This is a genomic window from Sphingopyxis sp. GW821-FHT02C12 (assembly GCF_059421785.1).
On the sequence record NZ_JBWKVQ010000001.1, the window covers coordinates 766160 to 787297 of the forward strand.

Below are 21138 nucleotides of genomic sequence, written 5' to 3' on the forward strand. Positions count from 1 at the left end.
CGGATCGCTGTCGGGGATCAAGCTGCGGCGGCCGGGGGAGTAATTGCTCTCCGACACCGAACTCGACCGCTATGCCCGCCAGATCATCCTGCCGCAGTTCGGCGGCGCGGGGCAGGCCAAGCTGAAAACCAGCCATGTCGCGGTGATCGGCGCGGGCGGGATCGGCTGTCCGGCAATCACCTATCTAGCGGCAGCGGGGGTCGGCAGGCTGACGATCATCGATCATGATATCGTCGAGCTGTCGAATTTGCAGCGGCAGCCGTTGTTCACCGATGGCGACATCGGCGCGCATAAGTCCGAGATTGCGGCAGCATCGGCGCGGCAGATCAACCCGCATATAGAGACGCTCGCAGTGGTTGAGAAGCTCGATCGCGGCAATGCCGACGCATTGTTGGCAGGCGCGAGCCTGATCCTCGACGGCTGCGACAATTTCGACACGCGGCTCGCGGTCAATCGCGCAGCGGTGGCGCTGCATACCCCCCTGCTATCCGCCGCGATAGGGGCGTTCGAGGGGCAGGTCGCGCTTTACGAGGGGTGGCGCGAGACCAGCCCATGCTACCAGTGCCTGGTCGGTGCCGACCCCGACCGCGAGGGGATCAATTGCTCCGAAACCGGGGTGATGGGGGCGCTTGCGGGCATGGTCGGGACGATGGCAGCTCTGGAGGCGGCGCGTGCGCTGACCGGCTGGGGGGCAAGCCTGGCCGGGCGGCTGGCCATACTCGATATGCTCGACCGGCGCTGGCGCGAGGTCGGCGTTGCAAAGGATCCGGGGTGTCCGACATGTCAGGGCTGAGTATCATCGTTGCAGGAGCCGACAGGCAGCGGTTCTATGCCGCGCTCGAAACCGGAATGGCCGCGACGGCGCTGGGATCGCCCACCCGGATTTTCCTGCAGGGCGAAGCGGTCGCCTTGCTCCGCGAACGCGTGTCGGCCACTGGCGACGCCCCGCGGGAGGCGGCCGGGATGCCAGGTCTCGCGCCGATGATCGAGGAAGCAGTTGCGATGGAGATCGAGTTGTTCGTTTGCCAGTCGGGGATGGCGCTGGTCGGCCTGACAGCCGAGGAGATGGTGCCGCAGGCCAAGGCGGCGGGGTTGGTCAGCTTTCTGCGCGAAGTAGGGGCGGGCGACCGGTTGGTGGTATATTGATCGTCGTCACGGATTCTCGCACACCTTGATATCTTCGGGCGCCGGCCGCTTGCCGTCGGGGACGAAGCGGGCGAGATAGCCACCCGCATGCTGCTTGTCGTCGTAGGACAGCAGCTTGTAACCCACCGCCTCGAATTCGCAGACGAGCAGGCGGAACGGCGTACCATGGTCGGCGATCGGGCGGTCGCCATCGACGACGAGCACCTGCCCGCCCGCACGCAGCGCCGGGCGCAGCCGCCACAGAAAGGCGTAGGGCTCGCCGATCTCGTGATACATATGGACCATGAACACGCGGTCGAAGCTGGCGGCGGGGAGGCGCGGGTCGTCGACCGCACCAAGCTTGATCGAAACATTCTCGAGCCGTTCGCGCGCGATGCGATCGGCGAGGCGTTCGATCACCTCGGGCATGATGTCCTGCGCCAGCACGCGCCCGCCCGCCCCGACGCGCTGGGCGAGGCGGACGGTGTAATAGCCGTCGCCGGCGCCGATGTCGGCGACGGTCATGCCGGGGCGCACGTCGGCCGAATCCATCACATCCTCAGCCTCGTTGAGCCGGTCGCGCGCCTCTTCGGTCGACCATTTGGTCGAAACGGTCGGCGCGACCGGGCGGTCGGCGGGCGGGAAGTCGCGGGCGGTCTCGGTGCGGTCGCTATCGCCCTCCCACGGCGCGTCGCAGCTGCCGAGCAGCGGCAGCACCACCAGCGCGGCGAGCAGGGCGGCGCCGCGGATCATCAATCGATATCCTCGACCTCGACCTTTTCGCCGGTCACCTTCTGCGACAGGGCGGCGGCCATGAACGGGTCGAGCGCGCCGTCGAGCACGTCGCCGGGGGCGGTCGATGTGACGCCGGTACGCAGGTCCTTCACCAGCTGATAGGGCTGGAGGACGTAGGAGCGGATCTGGTGGCCCCAGCCGATTTCGGTCTTGGCTTGATATTCGCCCGACGCCGCGGCTTCGCGCTTCTGCAGTTCGGCCTCGTACATGCGCGCCTTGAGCATGCCCATCGCGGTCGCGCGGTTCTTGTGCTGCGAACGGTCGTTCTGCGACGCGACGACGATGCCGGTCGGGATGTGGGTGATGCGCACCGCGGAGTCGGTGGTGTTGACGTGCTGGCCGCCCGCACCCGAAGCGCGATAGGTGTCGATCTTGAGGTCGCCCTCGTTGATCTCGATGTCGATATTGTCGTCGATCACCGGATAGACCCACACCGACGAGAAACTGGTGTGGCGCCGCGCCGAGCTGTCGTAGGGCGAGATGCGGACGAGGCGGTGGACGCCGCTTTCGGTCTTCGAATAGCCATAGGCATTCTCGCCCTTGACCAGCATCGTCGCCGATTTGATGCCGGCCTGTTCGCCCGCCTGATATTCGACGAGTTCGACCTTGAACCCGCGCTTTTCGGCCCAGCGGCTGTACATGCGCTGGAGCATTTCGGCCCAGTCCTGGCTCTCGGTGCCGCCGGCGCCGGCGTGAACCTCGATATAGGCGTCGTTGGCGTCGGCTTCGCCCGCGAGTAGTGCCCGAATCTTGTCTTCTTCGGCGCGCGCGGCGAGCGTCGCAAGGCTCGCGACCGCCTCGTCGACCATCGCCTCATCGCCCTCCATTTCGGCGAGTTCGATCAGTTCGGCGGTGTCGGCGCATTCGGTCTCGATCGCGCGCGTCGCGGTGATCGCCTCGTCGAGGCGGCGGCGTTCGCGCATCACGTCCTGCGCGGCACGCGGATCGTTCCACAGGGTCGGGTCCTCGACCTTGGCGTTGAGCTCGTCGAGCCGCCGCACCGCGCGATCCCAGTCGAGAAAGCGGCGCAGCAACGCCAAGGCGGCGCCGATCTTGTCGATATGATCCTGCGCTTCGGCGCGCATGTCCTTGCTCCTGAAAATATGTTGGTCACGCCCTTACGGCCTGTCGAGCCGAAGGGGAAGAAGGCGTGGCGCGTCAGATGATGCCGCCGCGATCCTCCAGGAAGTCACTGTCGCTGCGCCCGCCCCTGCCCTCGCTGACCGGCGCATCCTGTCGCTTGGCGGCCTTGGCAGGCTTGATTTCCTCTTCGCGGATCGTCCGCCGCGGTTCGCTTTCAGGCTTGAAAGCCTCCCATATGATCGACGCCTTGGGATCGGTGCCCGGCCAGCTGCCATAGACGCGGCGGCCCGACTGGCGGTCGATGCGCACCATGCGGATGCCCTTGGGCGCGGTGAACGGGATCGGTTGGCGATCGTCGAGCGCGTCGAGCGCGAAATCCTTGAAGATCGGCGCGGCGAGGCTGCCGCCCTGAGCATAGCCGCCCATGTCGCGCGGCTGGTCGTAGCCGATGTAGACGCCGGCGATGACGTCGGGCGACCCGCCGACGAACCAGACGTCCTTGGGCCCCGAAGTGGTGCCGGTCTTGCCGAACAGGGGCACGCCGAGGTCGCGCAGGCGCACCGCGGTGCCGCGCTGGACGACGCCTTCGAGCATATGGACGACCTGATAGGCGGTAAGCGGATCCATCAGCTGCTTGCCCGACTTGGCGAAGCGCGGCATCGGACGGCCGTCCCAGTCCTTTTTGTTGCAGCCCTCGCACGCCTTCCAATTGGCGGGAAAGATCACCTTGCCACGGCGGTCCTGGACATAATCGATCACGCGCGGCTTGAGTTCGCGGCCGTGATTGGCAAGCATCGCATAGGCGTTGGTGATCTTTTCGACCGTCGTCGAGCCGGCGCCGAGCGCGGTCGAGAGATAGGGTTCGTGCTCGCCGATACCCATGGTGCGGATCGTGTCGACGATCGGTTCCATACCGACCTGGCTCGCGGTGCGCACCGTCATCAGGTTACGCGACTGTTCGAGGCCCCAGCGCATCGTATGCTCGCCCGAACCACCCGCACCGCCGAAGTTGCGGAAGCATTTGTTGCCGAAGCGCGCGCCCTGATAGACACAGAAAGACCCGTCGACGATCATCGTCGCGGGGGTCATGCCATTGTCGAGCGCGGCAGCATAGACGAAGGGCTTGATCGTCGATCCCGGCTGACGTTCGGCCTGTGTCGCGCGGTTGAACGGCGAAAGACGGACGTCGAAGCCGCCCTGCATCGCATAGATGCGGCCCGAATGCGGGCTTTCGACGATCATCCCGCCCGATACTTCGGGAATGTTGCGCAGGCCATAGACGCCATTGCCCGTTGCCTTGACCGCGATCATGTCGCCCGGGCGCATCGCCGAGAAGGCGCTGCCGCCGGTCTTGCGATAACCGAGGGCCGCAGCGCCCGCTGGCAGGGTGCCCGTCGTGCCGTCGGCGAAACCGATGCGTGCTGCGGCAGCGCTTTTCGAGAGCACCGCGGCGATGCGCCAGCCGTCGTAATCGATGCCAATGAAGCTGGAGGCGAGGCGGCTTTGCCACTGGTCGTCGGCCTCGATCGTCGCGATCGGTCCCGACCAGCCCTTGCCCGCGTCGTAGCGAATCAGGCCCTTGCGCAGCGCGCTGGTCGCCGCCGCCTGCATCTTGCCGTTATAGGCGGTGCGCACCCAGAGGCCGCCGGCATAGACGCTGTGCGGCCCATCCTCGGCGGTCTCGCCGAATTGGGCCATCAACTGACGTCGGGTTTCTTCCATATAATAGCCGCCGACCTGCGCGATCGCACGGTTGCCCGTTTCGCTGAGACCCAGCGGCATCGCGCGCGCGGCGTCGCGCTGCGCGGCGGTGATCCATTCGTTGCGGAACATTTCGCCAAGCACGAAATTTCGCCGCGCCAGCCCCTCGGCGGCGAAGCGCGACCGGCCGTATTTTTCGGGCGCCTTGGGCAGAATGGCGAGGAAGGCCATTTCGTGGAGCGCGAGCTGATCGACATCCTTGTCGAAATAGGCGCGCGCCGCCGCCTGGACACCAAAGCTGCGGCGGCCGAGCGGGATTTCATTGAGATAGAGTTCGAGAATCTGTTCCTTGCTCAGCGCACCCTCGATGCGGCGCGCGAGGATCAGTTCGCGAATCTTGCGCCGATAGCTGAGCTCGTTGCTCAAGAGCAGGTTCTTGGCGACCTGCTGAGTGATCGTCGAAGCGCCGACCGGCCGACCGCTGTTCGTCATGTTGGTGACGATCGCGGTAGCGATGCCCGGATAGTCGATGCCGCCATGGCTGAAGAAGGTCCGATCCTCGGCGGCGAGAAAGGCGCGCACGAGAAGCTGCGGATATTCGCTATAGTCGAGTTGGACGCGGCGTTCGCGGGCATAGCTGTGCACCGGCGCGCCTTCGGCATCGCGGACCATCGTCGGCAGCGGGGGTTCGTAATCGCGCAGCTGGTCGACCGAGGGCAGGTCGCGCGCGAAAATCAGCCAGATGAGGAAGAGCCCGAGCAGGCCGACACACCCCAGATAGCCGAGCCAGCGGAACCAGCGGCGCGCCCACATGGTACGAAACCAGCCGAAAACGGCATTGCTGTCGCGGCGCAGGCGCAGGCGGAAATTGGGCGGACTGTCGGCGACCATCGTGAGCAGCCTCTAAAGCGTGTCCGGGCGAAAGGGAAGTATGGTTGCGGTGGGGTGCATGTTACCCGGCCGACCCGCGGTAGGGCCGGTCATGTCACCGCGCCCTGCCCCTTGCGCTCACCGGCCAGGTCGCGACCAGAGTCTCGTTCTCGACGACATGATAATGGTCGTAGAGATTCACCGTAGGATCGCAGTGCGGCACGGTGAGCGTGACCGGAGCGCCGGGCGCAAGCGTTTCGTCGATGCCGGGTGCGATCAGCGCGGCATGTTCATCGCCCATGAAGGCGAAAAAAGCGGTTTCCGCCGCGCCGCGCCGGACCACCGCAACACCGCCGTCAGTGGACAAGGCTTTATAACCGGCGTCGATGGTGACGAGTCCCGGATGATTGGCGCTGACGACGCGGGCGTCGACACCCAGCGACGTTTCGAAGGGGACGGCGCCGTCGCCGGTGAGGTCGCAGTCGAGATATTGCTTGTCCATGAAGACATAGCTGCCGGCCTGCAATTCGGTGAAGATCGCACGATCGAGGTCGATGCGATGGGTCCCCGTGCCCGATCCGGTGACGATTTCGGGCGCGAAGCCAGCGTCAGCCAGCGCGGCGATGACGGTTCGCAGGTAAGCGGTGCGCTCCTCGATCGCGGCGCGGCGGTCGGCAAAGCCTTCGATATGCTGCTGGGACCCGCAGTAATATTGGACGCCGCGGTAGCGCAGGTTCGGGAGGGCCGCGATCGCTTCGGCGAGCGCCACCGCTGCCCTGGGGCGAAGCGACGCCGGTGCGCGCGATGCCGGGGTCGATGTCGATGACGACATCGAGCCTGGTAGCGAGCGCCGCATCGATCCGGCCCGCGACGGCGGGGTGATCGACGACCGCCATCAGCCCCGTCGCGCTCTTCGCCAGTGCCGCGAGCCGTTCGATCGCGCGCGGTGCCGCGACGGGCGAGGTGATCAACAGGCCCGTAATGCCGCCCGCGGCGAGCACCTCGGCCTCGCCGATCTTGGCGCAGCAGACGCCGGCCGCGCCCGCTGCGAGCTGGCGCTTGGCGATATCGACGCTTTTGTGCGTCTTGGCGTGGGGACGGAGGCCGACGCCATGCGACGCAGCCAGGCTGGCCATCGCGGCGATATTGCGGTCGAGCGCGTCGAGCCCGGCGGCGCGCGGCATTTCATATTCCATCTCCTCGAAGCGGAGCGTGCGGTCCGACGGGAAGATACTGTGCGCCGGGCCGCGACGGCGGGCCTCGAAGCCGGTCTTCATCATCCCGCGCTGGAGCCAGGGGGTGAGGAAAGGCACGCGCGCCGCCACATCGAGCACGCGGCGGAATGCGGTCTCCTCCATGTCGGTCGTACTCGGCGGCGGGTCGCAGGGATCGCAGGGGTCAAGCGTCTTGAGGATCACATGGTCGGCGTGAGGGAAGAACCAGAACTCGATATGAAGGTGCTGCGCCGCGAGGTCGTCATAGCTTTCGCGCACCTCGTGCCAGCGGCGCTTCTCGATGCGTTCGGCAAGGTGGAAGGCGGGCACGACGGCGGCCTCGATTTCGGTCGCGATGCCGAACATCCCGAGCGACAGGCGCTGCGCTTGGAACAGGTCGGCGTCGGTGCCGGCATCGCACCCGCGCGCTTCGCCGTCAGCGCCGATCAGGCGGAAACCGCGCGCCATCGTCGACCGAGACCCCGGTGCCGTGGGTGCCGGTCGCCATCGCGCCCGCGAGCGACTGCGGATTGACGTCGCCCCGGTTGGCGAGCGCGAGACCCTCGTCCCACAGCGCGGCGGTCAGCCGCTTGATACTCCAGGCCGCCGGGATGCGCGCGGTCTCGCGGTCGGGGGCGATGGTGATCGCGCCCGGAAGCGCATCGAGATTGAGGATCAGTTCGTCGCTTGCGCAGAGCGGCATGAAGCTGTGGCCGGCGCCGGTGGCGCGGACCTTCGTGGCGGTGCGGACAAGACTTGCGAGTTCGTCCTCGCTTTGCGGGCGGGTGACCGCGACGGGCCCGGCGACGCTGCCCGACCAGTTGCTCCAGCCCATATTTCTCTCCCCTCAGCTTGCGGGGAAGCTGTCGGGGCAGGGGATGATGGTCAAATGAAATTTACGGGAGCAGTGACGCGATCTGCCGCGCGAAGTGGACCTGCACCGCGTCGCGGACGCCGCGCGCGACCTTTTTCTGGCCCGCCGCCGAGCCGAGGAATTCGGCGTCGCCCTCGTTCGAGATGAAGCCCGTTTCGAACAGCACCGACGGCGTGTCGGGCGCCTTCAGCACGACGAACGACGCGAAGCGATGCGCGGTGGTGCGAAACTTGACGTCGTCCGACGCCTCGCGCTGGAGCAGGCGGGCGAAGTCCGACGCGACGTTCATCGTCTCACGCTGCGTCAGGTCCAGCAGGATCGACGACACGTCGCTGCTGTGCGCGCCAAGATCGACGCCGTTGATGATGTTCGCCTTGTTCTCGCGCGCCGCGAGCCGCGCCGCTTCGCGGTCGGAGGCGACTTCGGAGAGGGTGTAGATCGACGCGCCGCTCGCCTGCTGGTTTTCGGCGGCGTCGGCATGGACCGAAATGAACAGGTCGGCCTTCAGTCGACGCGCGATGCCATAACGTTCCTCGAGCACCAGATAGCGGTCGTCCGAACGGGTGAGCGCGACGCGAACGCGGCCCGAGGCGATCAGGTCGTCGCGGATCGCGCGCGCGATGCCGAGAGTGATGTCCTTTTCGCGCTTGCCGCTGTGCGGGCTGATCGCGCCCGGATCGTGCCCGCCATGCCCGGCGTCGATGACGACGAGCGGCAGGCGCGGATTGTTCGGTCCCTCAATCTTCGGCAGCGCAACCGCGGGCTTCGCCTTGCCGATCGGCACGGTCACCGAATAGCGTTTTTCGGGCGGTTTGGCGCGGAACTGCGCCGGCGGCTGAAGCCGGACGCGGGGCGCGCGCGAAGCGCGCTGGAACTCGTCCGCCGAGACAGGACTCAGCTGGAACGAGAGGCTGCGCCCGTCGGCGGCGAAGCGCGCGTTCGAGACGAGGGCCGGCCGGTCGAGGTCGAGCACGACGCGCGCGGTGTCGGGGCCTTGCTGGCCCTGGCGGACGGTGCGCACGAACCCCGCCCCCTGCGGCGAACGCCCCGCCTGCGCACCCGCGATGTCGAGCGCAATGCGGTCGGGACCCGCGAGCAGCAAAGTCGACGCGCTGGCGACAAAATCGTCGAAACGTACCGTCACCTCGCCGCCCGTGATCTCGATCGCGCCGATATTGCCCGCCAGCACCGCGGGCGTGGCCATCAGCGACGAGAGGAAGAGCGACGCGAGAAGCATGGGGCGATTATGCCGCCGGGCAGGACGATTGGTCCAGTATTTATCTGAAAGCATCCAAGGCCACCTGCGGGTCATCACGATGAACCGGTCATTAGGGATGGCGCGTCAAGTCAGGGTGAAAGGGCAGGGTTAACCAGCAGTTTAGCATGATCGGGCTGACGGCACGCCTTGCCGCGGGCTTTACCATGCCCATATTTTTCCGGTGCTTGGCTGTTGCCGTTCGATGACGCCGATGCTAGCACCCCGAACGCTGACGGTGTCATTGCCTGACCCGTCGGGCCTTATGCGGGGAACGCGCCCAATCGGTACCGGATCACGGACCGGACGGCGGCTCTCCCCCGGTGCCCGACAATCCAGGCCTGGCAACCTGCCGTCGGCCCACCCGGATGCCCGGGCAGCGAAGGAAGATCAGCCGCTGGTCGATTCGCGCTGGCCGGTCATCCGCTAAACAGGTTGATGCCGCATGAGGCTTGCCATGCCCTCTTTCACCCGCGACGCAGGCGCTTTCGCGCTTGCCGTCGCTCGGGCGGAAGACCGCATGCGCGTCCACGACCGGACGCGGGCCGCACAAGGCAATAACGTCTTTTTTCCATTGAACCCTTTTGACCGCAGTCATCCCGTACGGATGGCCGCGGCCTTTTTTGTTGGCGCGCCGCGGCGCGCCTGGAGTGATAATAATGACCACGCGCATGTTGATCGACGCGCGGCACCGGGAAGAAACCCGTGTCGCCGTCACCAAGGGAAACCGCATCGAGGAGTTTGATTTCGAGTCCGCCGAGCACAAGCAGCTCAAGGGCAATATCTATCTGGCCAAGGTAACCCGAGTCGAACCGTCGCTGCAGGCGGCGTTCGTCGAATATGGCGGCAATCGCCACGGTTTCCTCGCGTTCAGCGAAATCCATCCCGACTATTACCAGATTCCGAAGGAAGATCGCGAAGCCCTGCTCCGCGAAGAGGCCGAGCATGCCGCCGAAGCCGCGATGCGCGCCGAGGAAGACCTCGACGAACTGGAAGGCGACGTCGCCGACGTCGAATATCATGACGATGAGAATGGCGATGCCCCGGCCCCCGAAACCGTCGGCGAAGACCATGACGGCGACGAAGGCGATGACGAAAATGGCGACGCCGAGGGCGAGGCCGAAGAGGGCGCCGAAGAGAACAAGGACGGTCGCGGCGACCGCAAGGGTCGCGGCCGCGGCCGCGACGGCCGCAAGGGCGGCCGGGGCCGTGGCCGCCGCCGCGACGAGGACGAGGACGGCGAAAGCCGCATGTCGCTGCGCCGCCGCTACAAGATTCAGGACGTCATCCGCCGCCGTCAGGTGATGCTGGTCCAGGTCGTCAAGGAAGAACGCGGCAACAAGGGCGCTGCCCTCACCACCTATCTATCGCTCGCCGGCCGCTATTGCGTGCTGATGCCGAACACGATGCACGGCGGCGGGATCAGCCGCAAGATTTCGAATGGCGCCGACCGCCGCAAACTCAAAGCCATGGTCGACGAACTCAACCTGCCGCCGACGATGGGCTGCATCGTGCGCACGGCCGGGATGAGCCGCACCAAGGTCGAGATCAAGCGCGACTTCGACTATCTGGCGCGCGTCTGGGACGAGATTCGGGAAAAGACCCTGGGGTCCAGCGCGCCGGCGCTGATCCATTCGGACAGCGACCTGGTCAAGCGCGCGATCCGCGACATCTATCACAAGGATATCGAGGAAGTACTCGTCGAGGGCGAGGACGGGTATCGTGCCGCCAAGCAGTTCATGAAATTGCTGATGCCGAGCCACGCGCGCCGCGTGCAGCAATATGCCGACCCGGTATCGCTCTATCAGCGCTATGGCGTCGAGGACCAGCTCGCCGGGATGCTCAATCCCGTCGTCCAGTTGAAATCGGGCGGTTACCTCGTGATCAACCCGACCGAGGCGTTGGTGTCGATCGACATCAACTCGGGCCGGTCGACGCGCGAGCATAATATCGAGCAGACCGCGGTCAGCACCAATTTGGAAGCCGCGCACGAGATCGCGCGCCAGCTGCGTCTGCGCGACATGGCCGGGCTGATCGTGATCGACTTCATCGACATGGATCATGGTTCGAACGTCCGCAAGGTCGAGCGCGCGATGAAGGACGCGCTGAAGAACGACCGCGCGCGCATCCAGATCGGCCGCATCTCAGGCTTTGGGCTGATGGAGATGAGCCGCCAGCGCCTGCGCACCGGCGTGCTCGAAGCCTCGACCCGCCCCTGCCCGCATTGCGAAGGCACCGGCCTCGTCCGCACCGCGTCGTCGGCGGGCCTCAGCGCGCTGCGCATGATCGAAGAGGAAGCCGCACGCGGCAAGGGGAGCAAGATCATCCTGCGCGCGAGCCAGGAAGCGACCTTCTACCTGCTCAACGAAAAGCGCCGCGAACTGCGCGAGATCGAGGACCTGTACGGCGTCAGCGTCGAAATCCTGCCCGACGGCGAGACCGAGGGCGCGCGCATGGCAATCGAGGTAGGCGGCCCGCCGCCAGTCGCGCGCCGTAGCTTCGCCCCGATCGCCCCGATCGAGGACGATGACGACGACGAGGAATATTTCGACGAGGAAGAAGAGGCCGAGGCGGAAGCCGAGGCGGAAAAGACCGAGCGCCCCGCCCGCCGCGAACGCGAAGAAGGCGACGCCGACACCGATGGCGAAGGCCGCAAGCGCCGTCGTCGTCGCCGTCGTGGCCGCCGCGGCCGCCGTGACGATGAGGGCAATGAGATCGGTGAAGGCGCCGAAGGCGAAGACCGCGAAGGCGACGCGCCCGAGGATGACGACGCCGGCGACACGGTGACCGAAGCGGTCGCCGAAGTCCCCGTCGATGCCGAAGGCGAAACCGCAGCCAAGCCGCGCCGCCGCCGTGGCGGTCGTGGCCGCAAGCCGCGTGATGAGGGAGCCGAAGAGGCCGAGGCCGCAGAAGCCGAAGCCCCGATCGAGGCCGAAGTCGCTGCCGAGCCGGTGATCGAAGAAGCGCCCGTCGCTGAAAAGCCGAAGCGCAAGCCGCGCCGGACCAAGGCGCAGATCGCCGCCGAAGAGGCCGAAGCCGCAGCAGCGGCCGAAGCGCCCGCACCCGTCGAAGCCGTCGCCGAGGAAACGATCGAAACCGTCGCCACAGCCGAAGCCGAGGTCGAACCTGCCAAGCCCGCGCCCAAGAAGCGCGCGCCGCGCAAGACCAAGGCCGCAGCGGCCGCCGCAGCCGAAGAGGCCGCGACCGCATCGACCGAGGTCGCGGCGCAGGACGGCGAACCCGTCCCCGCTGGCAGCGACGAAGCCCCCGACGGCGAACCCCGCCGTGGCTGGTGGCAGCGCACCTTTGGCAACTGATCGGCGGACCCCGATTGGCGGCAATTGATCGCATCCTTGCGATCGCAGCCTTGCCACCGAGCGTCCTGAACCCCACAAGGCCTTCATGGCTTCAGTTGAGGTTCAGGCGCTCGGCGCAAGGACGCACCCGATGAGTTTTTCCCTGCCGCAGCTCGCAAATCGGGCCAATGCCTGGCGTTCGCTGGTTCGGTTTCTGGTGACGTTCGTCGTCTTGCTCGCGGTAGCGGTGCGCCCGGTGGCGGCGCAGTCGATCCTGCGCGACGCCGAAACCGAAGCGCTGCTCCAGGACATGATGGACCCGCTGCTCGTCGCGGCGGGGCTGCAGCCGGGGCAGGTGCGTGTCCATTTGCTCGGCGAGCGCAGCATCAACGCCTTTGTCGCGGGCAGCCAGGACATCTATGTCTTTGCGGGACTGATCGACGCTGCCGACAGCGCCGAAGAGGTGCAGGGTGTGCTTGCGCACGAGCTGGGCCATGTCATGGGCGGCCACGCGATCCGCATCAACGACGGCGCCAAGGCGGCGACGAGCATTTCGCTGCTCAGCCTGTTGCTCGGCGCGGCGGCGATCGCGGCAGGCGGGGGCGAAGCCGGCATGGGGATCATGATGGCGGGACAGCAGGCCGCGCTCGGCAAGTTCCTCGCGTTCAGCCGTATCCAGGAATCGACCGCCGATGCCGCCGGCGCGCAATATCTGTCGAAGGCTGGGATCAGCGGACGCGGCAGCCTGGCCTTTTTCAAGAAGCTCCAGAATCTCGAATTCCGCTATGGCGTCAAGCAGGACGACGACCAGGCCTATGGCCGCACCCACCCGATGTCGGGCGACCGCATCCAGTCGCTGCGCGAAGTCTATGTCGTCGATGCGGCTTGGGCAAAGCCCGCCGACCCGGCGATCGAACAACGGTTCCAGCGGATAAAGGCGAAGCTGCAGGGCTTCATTTCCGAACCCGAACGCACGCTGCGCAAATACCCCGAAAGCAACACCAGCGTGCCGGCCCGCTATGCGCGCGCCTATGCCTGGCACAAGAGTGCCTATCCTCAAAAGGCGCTTGCCGAAGTCGAAGGCCTGCTCGCCACCGCGCCCGAGGACCCCTATTTCCTCGAGCTCGAAGGCCAGGTTCTGCTCGAATCGGGGCGCCCAAAGGAAGCGATCCCGCCGCTGCGCAAGGCGGTCACCAATTCGCGCTCGCAGCCGCTGATCGCCGCCTTGCTCGGCCACGCCCTGATCGCGACCGAGGAGCCGGCCAATTTCCCCGAGGCCGAAGAGGTGCTGAAGACCGCGATCGCGCTCGACAACCAGAACCCCTTTGCCTGGTACCAGCTCGGCATCGTCTATGCGAACAAGGGCGACCAGCCGCGCGCCGCGCTCGCCTCGGCGGAACGCTACCAGCTCGAGGGTAGACAGGCGATGCTCGCGCTGCGTAACGCCGACCTCGCGATGCAGGGCCTGCCCGAGGGGTCGCCCGACTGGATTCGTGCACAGGATATTTCGCTGGTCGCGCGCGCCGAGGTGGAACGCGAACGCAAACGGCGCTAGATTCGAACGCACGAAGCGGGGACGCATCGTCCATATCGATGCGCAAGGGCAACAAGTGACTGATAGAAAAGATGATTATTACCAGCCGTGGCTGCGTGACCCGGCGCCCGCCGACGATGGCGCACGCGCCGCATCGACCGAAGCACGCGACGATGGTGGCTTGGCCAAGCCACGCGAGGTGCCGCCGATCGGACTTGACGTGTCGCGCTATCCGGCCGAGACGCACGCCCCACGCAAACCCGCAGTCGATGGCGAGCGGCTGAAGGCCGGCGCACACGGGCTGTGGCGGGCGATCCGCGACGGCAGCAGCGCCTTTGCCGACTGGACGATCCGCGTCGGCGAAAGGGCCGATGTTCCCGCTCGGGTCGAGGCGATGGAAATTCCGCGCCGCTCGCGTAAACTCGCCGGACGTACAGCCGATGCCACCGCGCGGACTGCCAAGGCTCTCGGCCGTGGAACCGCGCGCGGCAGCGCCGCCGCCGCCGCCGCGAGCGCCAAGGCGTGGGACAAGATAGCGCTCGGCGAAAAGGTCGGCAAATTGTCGAGCGACGCACAACGCGGGCTGGGCGATGTCGCGGGCAAGGCCGGCGAAGCGCTGGGCCAGGCCGCCAAGGCGAGCAAGGAAAGTCTGGGCGAGGCGGCGACAAAACTGCGCCCCGCGCCGCGGATCGAAGCCGGACCGCCGCCATCGGGGCTTGAACAATTGCTCGCACGCGAGGCGCAGGAAGCGGCGGCCGCAACCGCCGCGACCAAGCCGGCCGCGCCCGACCTGCCGCTGTTCGCGAGCGAACCGGGCATCGAACTCGCGGCACCCAAAACGACACCGGCCAAGCCTGCCAAAGCGGCATCGGCGACGCCGCCGCCATCGATCTCCGCGCCGGCGCCCGATGATCGGACGCCGCAACGCCCGCAGCCGCCGCGCGGCGGAGCGAGCGGCGTCGCCCTGCCCGCGCCCGGCTGGGTAATCGCGCTCGGCGGACTGCTGTTGCTCGGCGCGACCTTTTGGCTCGGCGGCCGTTTCGGCGGCGGTTTGTCCAAAAGCGAGGTCGAGACCGTCGTCGCCGACTATATCAAAGCCAATCCGCAGCTCATTCCCGAGGCACTGACCGCGCAGCGTGACCGCGAGATGGCGAAGGCGATCGACGCGATCCGCCCGGCGCTCGAAAAACCCTATGCCGGCGCGTGGGCAGGCAATGCGGACGGCGACGTGACGCTCACGGTCTTCACCGATTATGCCTGCGGCTATTGCCGCGCCAGCCTGCCCGACCTCGACCGGTTGATTCGCAGCGATCGCCGGCTGAAAGTGGTGTTCCGCGAGCTCCCGATCATCGCGCCGCAGAGCCGCGACGCCGCGCTGATGGCGCTCGCGGCCGCGCGACAGGGCAAATATGACGCGTTCCACCATGCGATGTTCCAGGCATCGTCGCTCGATCGCGGGGCGATCGCCGCGGCCGCCGAAAAGGCCGGCGTCGTCACCGACGGCACCGCCGACGCGACCGCGAACGAGGCTTTGTTCCAGCGCGAGCTCGACTCCAACCTCGCTATCGCAAGCCAGCTGCAACTGAACGCGACCCCGACCTGGGTCGTTGGCAACCAGTTGTTGCAGGGGCAGATCGGCTATGACGGCCTGCGCGCGGCGGTCGCCAAGGCGCGGGCCAAGGGTTGAGGCGATGAGTGCGAGCGCCGCGCATGCCGCAATCAGCCGCGCGGTCCGCAACCCCGAATTGATGGAGGCCGCGCTCGCGCTGTTCGAGGGGCGGCTGCACGACGCCGAACCGGCGCTCAAGGCGCATCTGAAGCGCGATCCGTTCGACGTCGCGGCGATCCGCATGCTCGCCGAGTTGGCGGCGCGGATCGAACGCTATCGCGATGCCGAGGCGCTGCTGCGCCGCGCGCTCGACCTCGCGCCCGAATTTCTCGCCGCGCGCTCGAACCTCGCCACCGTCCTCCATCGCCAGGGCCGTTCGGGCGAGGCGGTCGAAGAGCTGGACAAGCTGCAAAGGATCGATCCCGACAATCTGACCAACGCCAACCTGAAGGCGGCGGCGCTGGGCCGCGTCGGCGAGTTCGACGAGGCGCTCGAGCTGTACGAACAGGTGCTCAAGGGCTTCGGGAAGCAGCCGAAGATCTGGATGTCCTATGGGCATATGCTCAAGACGGTGGGGCGGCAGGCCGACGCGATTACCGCCTATCGCAAGGCGCTCGCCCTGTCGCCGACGCTCGGCGAGGTGTGGTGGAGCCTCGCTAATCTCAAGACGCTGAAGTTCGACGAGAACGACATCGCGGCGATGCGCGACGCGCTCGACACCGACGCCATCGCCGCCGAGGACCGCTTCCATCTCCATTTCGCGCTGGGCAAGGCTCAGGAGGACCGGGGACAGGCGGCCGATGCCTTCGATCATTACGCGACTGGCAACGCCCTGCGCAAAAGGCTGCTGCCCTATGACGCCGACCAGACGCGCGCCGCGGTCGATCATGCTGTGTCGCTGTACACCCCCGAATTTTTCGAAGCGCAGCGCGGCCATGGCGCCGCCGCGCCCGATCCGATCTTCATCGTCGGCATGCCGCGCTCGGGATCGACGCTGATCGAACAGATATTGTCGAGCCATTCGATGGTCGAGGGCACGATGGAATTGCCAGACATCCCCAAGCTTTACGCCAAGGCGCGGGGCATGGGGGGCATCGCCAAGCTGTCGGCGGCCGACGCGCGCGAACTGGGCGAGCAATATCTGCACGACACGCTGGTCCAGCGAAAAAGCGACAAGCCCTTCTATATCGACAAGCTGCCGAACAACTGGCTGCATACCGGCTTCATCCGGCTGATCCTGCCGAACGCGAAAATCATCGACGCACGGCGCCACCCGATGGATTGCTGTTTCTCCAATTATAAGCAGCATTTTGCCCGCGGGCAGGCGTTCAGTTACGACCTCGCCGACATGGGGCGCTATTATGCCGACTATGTCGAACTGATGGACCATTTCGACCGGGCCATGCCGGGACGAATCCACCGCGTATTCCACGAAAGGCTGATCGACGACCTCAAGGGCGAAGTGCGCGCGTTGCTGGACTATCTCGGCGTGCCGTTCGAACCGGCGTGCCTCGACTTCCACACCAACGAGCGCGCGGTGCGGACCGCGAGTTCGGAACAGGTGCGACGGCCGATCAATCGCGACGGCGTCGGCCAGTGGCGCGCCATGGAGAAATGGCTGGAACCGCTCGTCGAGGCGCTGGGTCCGGCGCTGACGCAATATCCCGCCACCGACTGACACGATTGTTGCAATTTTGTCATAGTGCCGACGAAACGGTGGTCGGCACTCCCCGTTTGGTGGCGGCGTGATTGACGACGCCGTGAAACTGTTCAAGCTTCCCTTTCCGCCGCAGCAACGGCGATCGCACATATTAGGGGGGTCTTATATGCGGGTCCAATTTTCGCGCCGCGCGCTGCTTCTGGCTTCGCTGTCGGGCGCGGTGCTTTCCTCGACGCCTGCGCTGGCGCAGGAAGCCGACACCAAGGGCTATGACGACGAAATCATTGTCACCGCGCAGAAGCGCGAAGAAAATCTCCAGAATGTCCCGATCAGCATCCAGGCACTGGGCACCCGCAAGCTCGACCAGCTGAACGTTGGCAATTTCGAGGATTTCTCGAAACTGCTGCCAAGCGTGTCCTTCCAGTCGAGCCAGCCCGGCGTGACGACCGTCTATATGCGCGGCGTCGCCAGCGGCGGCGACGGCAACCATTCGGGTTCACTGCCCAGCGTCGGCGTCTATCTCGACGAACAGCCGGTGACGACGATCGGCGGCACGCTCGACGTCCATGTCTATGACATCGCGCGCATCGAATCGCTCGCGGGACCGCAGGGCACGCTGTACGGCGCCTCGTCGCAGGCCGGGACGATCCGCATCATCACCAACAAACCCGACACCAGCGGCTTCGAAGGCCGCGTCGACGGCGAGCTCAACAGCGTCAAGAGCGGCGGCATGGGCGGCAAGATCGAGGGCATGATCAACGCCCCGATCAGCGAGATGGCGGCGATCCGCGTCGTCGGCTGGTATCAGCGCGACGCGGGCTATATCGACAATGTGCCCGGCACGCGGACCTTCTGCGGCACGCCCACCCGCGACGGGAACGGCGATATCGATGGCTGTATCCGCGATGGCATCTCGGTCAACAACGCCGGGTTCGTGAAGAAGAATTTCAACGATGCCGAAATCTATGGCGGTCGCGCCGCACTGAAGGTCGACCTCGACGACAACTGGACGGTGACACCGACCCTGCTGTACCAGAAGCAGACGAGCAGCGGCACCTTTGCACAGGACCCGCGTGTCGGCGACCTGCAGGTCCAGCGCTTTTACCCCGACGAACGTAGCGACAAATTCATCCAGGCGGCGCTGACAATCGAGGGCAAGCTGGGCAATTTCGAAATCACCTATGCCGGGGCCTATCTCGACCGCAAAGCGTATCAGATCAACGACTACACCGACTATGCCGAGGCCTATGACGCACTCTACGAACCGGTCGGCGGTCTTGCCAATTATTTCTATTTTTCGGACAATGCCGGCAACACCATCGACCCGCGCCAGTTCATCATCGGGACCGACCATTTCCGCAAGATGAGCCAGGAACTGCGCGTCTCGTCGCCGCAGGACGAACGCTTCCGCGTTGTCGCCGGGCTGTTCTACCAGCGCCAGAGCAACCAGATCCACCAAGACTATAAGGTTCCCGGCCTTGCCGACGCCTTGTCGGTCAACGGCCTGCCCGGCACGCTATGGCTGACCGAGCAGAAGCGCGTCGACAAGGATTATGCGGCATTCGGCGAAGCGAGCTTCGATATCACCCCAACGCTGACACTGACCGGCGGCGGCCGCTATTATAAATATGATAACAGCCTGATCGGCTTCTTCGGATTTGGCCGCAACCCGAACGGCCCTCCGTTCAACGGCGCGGGCAGTTCACGCACCGGCGTCGCGGGCTGTTACACGACGACGGGCGCGATCCTGCGCGACAATCCGGGCGGCACCTTATTGCCCGCCGCGGTACCGGGTGGTCCCTGCACCAACCTCGCCGATTTCGTCGGCGGCGAACTGGTACCGAAACGCACCAAGGACACGGGGTTCACGCACCGCGTGAACCTGACCTGGAAGCCCAGCGAGGATGTGATGACCTATGCGACCTGGTCGCGCGGTTTCCGTCCCGGCGGCATCAACCGGCGCGGCACGATTCCACCCTATGCCGCCGACTTCCTCACCAATTATGAGCTGGGGATCAAGACGACATTGGCGGACGGCATGGTCCGGCTCAACGCGGCGGTGTATATGCAGGACTGGAAGCGCTTCCAGTTCTCGTTCCTGGGAGAGAACAGCTTTACCGAGATTCACAATGGTCCGAACGCGCGGATCAAGGGGATCGAGGCCGATATCAACATCCGACCGACTCAGGGCCTCACCATCACGGCGGCGGCATCCTATACCGACGCCAAGACGCGCAACAATCTGTGCACATTCGACGATCCGACCTATGTCTGTGCCACCGACGATCCGACCGATCCGGACAAGTTCATCGCCGCGAAGAAAGGCACGCGCCTGCCCGTGACGCCGAAGTTCAACGGCAATGCGACGGTGCGATACCAGTTCCCGGTCGGACCGGGGGAGATGCATTTCCAGTCGGTGATCGCGCATCGCGGATCCGCGACGCCTGACATCCGCGTCGACACCGCGACCGCGCTGGGCCGGGTCAAGGGGTCGACGACGGTCGATTTCGCCGCCGGCTTCGAATGGAGTTCGTACAGTTTCGAACTGTTCCTGCAGAATGCGTTCGACGAGCGCGCGCAGCTGGCGCGTTATTCGAACTGCGGCCAGTGCGACGACCGTGTGCAGATTTTGGTGAACCAGCCCCGGACGATCGGGGCGCGGCTGGGCGCCAAGTTCTGATCGGGTGACGGTCACGCAAACCAACGACGAAAGGCCGGGCCAAAAGCTCGGCCTTTTGATGTGCGTCGCGCTCGGCATGGGAAACATGATCGGGTCGGGCGTCTTCCTGCTGCCGCGCGACCTCGCCCCGCTCGGCTGGAACGCGGTCATCGGCTGGGGCGTGTCGATCGCCGGGACCCTGTGCCTTGCGGTCGCTTTCGCGCGGCTGGCGAAGCGGCTCCCGACGGGCTGCGCGACCTACACCTATGCCGCCGCGGCCTTCGGCCCCGGGACCGGCTTCATCGTGGCCTGGAGCTACTGGATCAGTTGCTGGACCGTCGTCGCGACGCTCGCGGTCGCAGCGATCAGCAATTTGTCGATCCTTGTGCCGGCGCTCGCGGATGGCGGCGCGAGTACCGCGCTGATCGCGATCGGCTTCATCTGGTTCTTCACCCTCGTTAATTTGATGGGCGTGCGCCGTGCCGGCGGGGCGCAATTGCTCACTCTCGGTCTCAAGTTGATCCCTGTCGTCGGCGCGGTGCTGGTCGCGCTGTGGCTGTGGGGGACCGGCGATGCGCCGACGCCGACCATGGCGGGCACCCAGCCGGTGAGTCTCGACAATATCGGCAGCGCCGCGACGCTGACCCTGTTCGCGCTGCTCGGCTTCGAAAGCGCCTGCGTCGTCGGCGACCGGGTCCGCGAGCCCGAACGCACGATCCCGCGCGCGACGATTATCGCCGCCGCAACGACCGGACTGCTTTATCTGCTGTCCTGCACGACAGTCACATTGCTGTTGCCGCTCGAAACGCTCGAAGCCTCGAACGCCGCCTATGCAACCTTCTTCGGCACGCTCGTCGGCCCTTCGGCAGGGCAGGCCGTCGCGCTGTTCGCCGCGATCGCTGCGCTCGGCGCGCTCAACGGCTTCGTCCTCTTGCAGGGCGAAATCCCGCGCGACCTGGCGCATCGCGGGCTGTTGCCGCCGATCTTCGCGCGCGATAACCGCTTCGCCGTGCCCTGGTTCACCCAGATCGTGTCGAGCGCGCTCGCCAGTTTCGTCGTCTATGCGAACTATGCCCGCGGGCTGGCCGAATTGTTCAAATTCATGGTGCTGGTGACGACCTCGACCGCGATCATCTTCTACATCGTCGGCGCGCTCGCTGCGCTGAAGCTCGAGCGCAGCGGCGCAATCAAGGCCTCGCCGGGGTTCGTCGCCCTGACGCTGCTCGGTTTTCTCTACAGCTGCTGGGCCTTTTATGGCGCCGGCTGGGAAGCCAGCCTGTGGAGCCTCGGGCTGACCGCCGCCGGGCTGCCGATATATCTCGCGATGCGCCGCGCCCGGCCCGCTGCAGCCTGAAACTTGCCTGCAAGCGGGAAATCGCTTATCGGCGAAATCCCGTTGGCCCGGATTCGGGCTTTTTTGGAGACGTGACGTGTCGGACCGCCGAACAAACCAGGGTTTGAAA

General features: G+C 66.0%; 15 protein-coding genes. 8 read left to right on the top strand and 7 right to left on the bottom strand.

What is annotated here, in order from left to right:
* Positions 1-43: 43 nt before the first annotated feature.
* Together AC07U1_RS03625 and AC07U1_RS03630 are read left to right on the top strand one after the other, a co-directional pair.
* A complete protein-coding gene (locus AC07U1_RS03625) occupies positions 44-793 on the top strand; it encodes a HesA/MoeB/ThiF family protein (protein WP_495177407.1) in 750 nt (249 codons plus the stop codon).
* Complete coding sequence (locus AC07U1_RS03630; RefSeq protein ID WP_495177485.1) at positions 781-1146, top strand: DsrE family protein; 366 nt, start codon at positions 781-783, stop codon at positions 1144-1146. The genes AC07U1_RS03625 and AC07U1_RS03630 overlap by 13 nt, the downstream gene beginning before the upstream one ends.
* A gap of 6 nt (positions 1147-1152) precedes the next feature.
* Here the strand turns inward: AC07U1_RS03630 and AC07U1_RS03635 are convergent, their stop codons facing one another.
* The 7 genes from AC07U1_RS03635 to AC07U1_RS03665 form a co-directional block, all read right to left on the bottom strand.
* Positions 1153-1878, bottom strand: coding sequence for a class I SAM-dependent methyltransferase (locus tag AC07U1_RS03635; RefSeq protein WP_187140051.1), 726 nt, complete (start codon positions 1876-1878; stop codon positions 1153-1155).
* Positions 1878-3005 carry a peptide chain release factor 2 gene (gene prfB, locus AC07U1_RS03640; RefSeq protein ID WP_056344856.1) on the bottom strand — a complete coding sequence of 376 codons (1128 nt, stop codon included), beginning with the start codon at positions 3003-3005 and terminating at the stop codon, positions 1878-1880. The genes AC07U1_RS03635 and prfB overlap by 1 nt, the downstream gene beginning before the upstream one ends.
* A 73-nt stretch (positions 3006-3078) precedes the next feature.
* Positions 3079-5595: a penicillin-binding protein 1A gene (locus tag AC07U1_RS03645; RefSeq protein WP_495177406.1), complete on the bottom strand. Its 2517-nt coding sequence runs from the start codon at positions 5593-5595 to the stop codon at positions 3079-3081.
* Between the two features lie 94 nt (positions 5596-5689).
* Complete coding sequence (locus tag AC07U1_RS03650; protein ID WP_495177484.1) at positions 5690-6076, bottom strand: hypothetical protein; 387 nt, start codon at positions 6074-6076, stop codon at positions 5690-5692.
* Positions 6077-6182: 106 nt separating this feature from the next.
* A complete protein-coding gene (locus AC07U1_RS03655; protein ID WP_495177405.1) occupies positions 6183-7256 on the bottom strand; it encodes a D-arabinono-1,4-lactone oxidase in 1074 nt (357 codons plus the stop codon).
* On the bottom strand, positions 7225-7623 hold the full coding sequence (locus tag AC07U1_RS03660; protein WP_495177404.1) for an FAD-binding protein: 399 nt from the start codon (positions 7621-7623) through the stop codon (positions 7225-7227). Before AC07U1_RS03660 ends, AC07U1_RS03655 begins: the two co-directional genes overlap by 32 nt.
* A gap of 61 nt (positions 7624-7684) precedes the next feature.
* The gene (locus AC07U1_RS03665) at positions 7685-8899 is read right to left on the bottom strand and encodes an N-acetylmuramoyl-L-alanine amidase (RefSeq protein ID WP_495177403.1); all 1215 of its coding nucleotides are present in this window, start codon (positions 8897-8899) and stop codon (positions 7685-7687) included.
* 677 nt (positions 8900-9576) lie between these two features.
* Between AC07U1_RS03665 and AC07U1_RS03670 the strand changes: the two genes are divergently transcribed.
* The 6 genes from AC07U1_RS03670 to AC07U1_RS03695 all read left to right on the top strand — a co-directional run bounded on the left by AC07U1_RS03670 (position 9577) and on the right by AC07U1_RS03695 (position 21029).
* Positions 9577-12234, top strand: a complete 2658-nt coding sequence (locus AC07U1_RS03670; protein WP_495177402.1) for an Rne/Rng family ribonuclease — start codon at positions 9577-9579, stop codon at positions 12232-12234.
* Positions 12235-12364: 130 nt separating this feature from the next.
* A complete protein-coding gene (locus AC07U1_RS03675) occupies positions 12365-13768 on the top strand; it encodes a M48 family metalloprotease (RefSeq protein WP_495177401.1) in 1404 nt (467 codons plus the stop codon).
* 55 nt (positions 13769-13823) lie between these two features.
* Complete coding sequence (locus AC07U1_RS03680) at positions 13824-15434, top strand: DsbA family protein (RefSeq protein ID WP_495177400.1); 1611 nt, start codon at positions 13824-13826, stop codon at positions 15432-15434.
* Positions 15435-15438: 4 nt separating this feature from the next.
* The gene (locus AC07U1_RS03685; protein ID WP_495177399.1) at positions 15439-17034 is read left to right on the top strand and encodes a tetratricopeptide repeat-containing sulfotransferase family protein; all 1596 of its coding nucleotides are present in this window, start codon (positions 15439-15441) and stop codon (positions 17032-17034) included.
* A gap of 148 nt (positions 17035-17182) precedes the next feature.
* The gene (locus tag AC07U1_RS03690; RefSeq protein ID WP_495177398.1) at positions 17183-19696 is read left to right on the top strand and encodes a TonB-dependent receptor; all 2514 of its coding nucleotides are present in this window, start codon (positions 17183-17185) and stop codon (positions 19694-19696) included.
* A 58-nt stretch (positions 19697-19754) separates the two neighbouring features.
* Positions 19755-21029, top strand: coding sequence for an APC family permease (locus tag AC07U1_RS03695; protein WP_495197647.1), 1275 nt, complete (start codon positions 19755-19757; stop codon positions 21027-21029).
* Positions 21030-21138 lie beyond the last annotated feature (109 nt).

Excerpts from the sequence above, each read along its gene's own strand:
- AC07U1_RS03630 (WP_495177485.1), top strand. The coding sequence starts at position 781 with ATGTCAGGGCTGAGTATCATCGTTGCAGGAGCCGACAGGCAGCGGTTC.
- AC07U1_RS03635 (WP_187140051.1), bottom strand. The coding sequence starts at position 1,878 with ATGATCCGCGGCGCCGCCCTGCTCGCCGCGCTGGTGGTGCTGCCGCTG.
- prfB (WP_056344856.1), bottom strand. The coding sequence starts at position 3,005 with ATGCGCGCCGAAGCGCAGGATCATATCGACAAGATCGGCGCCGCCTTG.
- AC07U1_RS03645 (WP_495177406.1), bottom strand. The coding sequence starts at position 5,595 with ATGGTCGCCGACAGTCCGCCCAATTTCCGCCTGCGCCTGCGCCGCGAC.
- AC07U1_RS03650 (WP_495177484.1), bottom strand. The coding sequence starts at position 6,076 with ATGGACAAGCAATATCTCGACTGCGACCTCACCGGCGACGGCGCCGTC.
- AC07U1_RS03655 (WP_495177405.1), bottom strand. The coding sequence starts at position 7,256 with ATGGCGCGCGGTTTCCGCCTGATCGGCGCTGACGGCGAAGCGCGCGGG.
- AC07U1_RS03660 (WP_495177404.1), bottom strand. The coding sequence starts at position 7,623 with ATGGGCTGGAGCAACTGGTCGGGCAGCGTCGCCGGGCCCGTCGCGGTC.
- AC07U1_RS03665 (WP_495177403.1), bottom strand. The coding sequence starts at position 8,899 with ATGCTTCTCGCGTCGCTCTTCCTCTCGTCGCTGATGGCCACGCCCGCG.
- AC07U1_RS03670 (WP_495177402.1), top strand. The coding sequence starts at position 9,577 with ATGACCACGCGCATGTTGATCGACGCGCGGCACCGGGAAGAAACCCGT.
- AC07U1_RS03675 (WP_495177401.1), top strand. The coding sequence starts at position 12,365 with ATGAGTTTTTCCCTGCCGCAGCTCGCAAATCGGGCCAATGCCTGGCGT.
- AC07U1_RS03685 (WP_495177399.1), top strand. The coding sequence starts at position 15,439 with ATGAGTGCGAGCGCCGCGCATGCCGCAATCAGCCGCGCGGTCCGCAAC.
- AC07U1_RS03690 (WP_495177398.1), top strand. The coding sequence starts at position 17,183 with ATGCGGGTCCAATTTTCGCGCCGCGCGCTGCTTCTGGCTTCGCTGTCG.
- AC07U1_RS03695 (WP_495197647.1), top strand. The coding sequence starts at position 19,755 with ATGTGCGTCGCGCTCGGCATGGGAAACATGATCGGGTCGGGCGTCTTC.